The organism is Limosilactobacillus reuteri subsp. porcinus, assembly GCF_036621895.1.
GTDB classification, from domain to species: domain Bacteria; phylum Bacillota; class Bacilli; order Lactobacillales; family Lactobacillaceae; genus Limosilactobacillus; species Limosilactobacillus reuteri_J.
On the sequence record NZ_LN887504.1, the window covers coordinates 702 to 1804 of the forward strand.

At 53.9% G+C, this 1103-nt stretch carries 1 rRNA gene (only partly in view); it reads left to right on the forward strand.

Annotated features, from left to right (window positions below):
• A 16S ribosomal RNA gene (locus AACL61_RS09840) occupies positions 1–1051 on the forward strand; it begins 516 nt to the left of the window's first position.
• Positions 1052–1103 lie beyond the last annotated feature (52 nt).

The window sequence follows — 1103 nt, forward strand, 5'->3', positions numbered from 1 at the left end:
CCAGAAAGTCACGGCTAACTACGTGCCAGCAGCCGCGGTAATACGTAGGTGGCAAGCGTTATCCGGATTTATTGGGCGTAAAGCGAGCGCAGGCGGTTGCTTAGGTCTGATGTGAAAGCCTTCGGCTTAACCGAAGAAGTGCATCGGAAACCGGGCGACTTGAGTGCAGAAGAGGACAGTGGAACTCCATGTGTAGCGGTGGAATGCGTAGATATATGGAAGAACACCAGTGGCGAAGGCGGCTGTCTGGTCTGCAACTGACGCTGAGGCTCGAAAGCATGGGTAGCGAACAGGATTAGATACCCTGGTAGTCCATGCCGTAAACGATGAGTGCTAGGTGTTGGAGGGTTTCCGCCCTTCAGTGCCGGAGCTAACGCATTAAGCACTCCGCCTGGGGAGTACGACCGCAAGGTTGAAACTCAAAGGAATTGACGGGGGCCCGCACAAGCGGTGGAGCATGTGGTTTAATTCGAAGCTACGCGAAGAACCTTACCAGGTCTTGACATCTTGCGCTAACCTTAGAGATAAGGCGTTCCCTTCGGGGACGCAATGACAGGTGGTGCATGGTCGTCGTCAGCTCGTGTCGTGAGATGTTGGGTTAAGTCCCGCAACGAGCGCAACCCTTGTTACTAGTTGCCAGCATTAAGTTGGGCACTCTAGTGAGACTGCCGGTGACAAACCGGAGGAAGGTGGGGACGACGTCAGATCATCATGCCCCTTATGACCTGGGCTACACACGTGCTACAATGGACGGTACAACGAGTCGCAAGCTCGCGAGAGTAAGCTAATCTCTTAAAGCCGTTCTCAGTTCGGACTGTAGGCTGCAACTCGCCTACACGAAGTCGGAATCGCTAGTAATCGCGGATCAGCATGCCGCGGTGAATACGTTCCCGGGCCTTGTACACACCGCCCGTCACACCATGGGAGTTTGTAACGCCCAAAGTCGGTGGCCTAACCTTTATGGAGGGAGCCGCCTAAGGCGGGACAGATGACTGGGGTGAAGTCGTAACAAGGTAGCCGTAGGAGAACCTGCGGCTGGATCACCTCCTTTCTAAGGAATAAAACGGAACCTACACATCGAAGAAACTTTGTTTAGTTTTGAG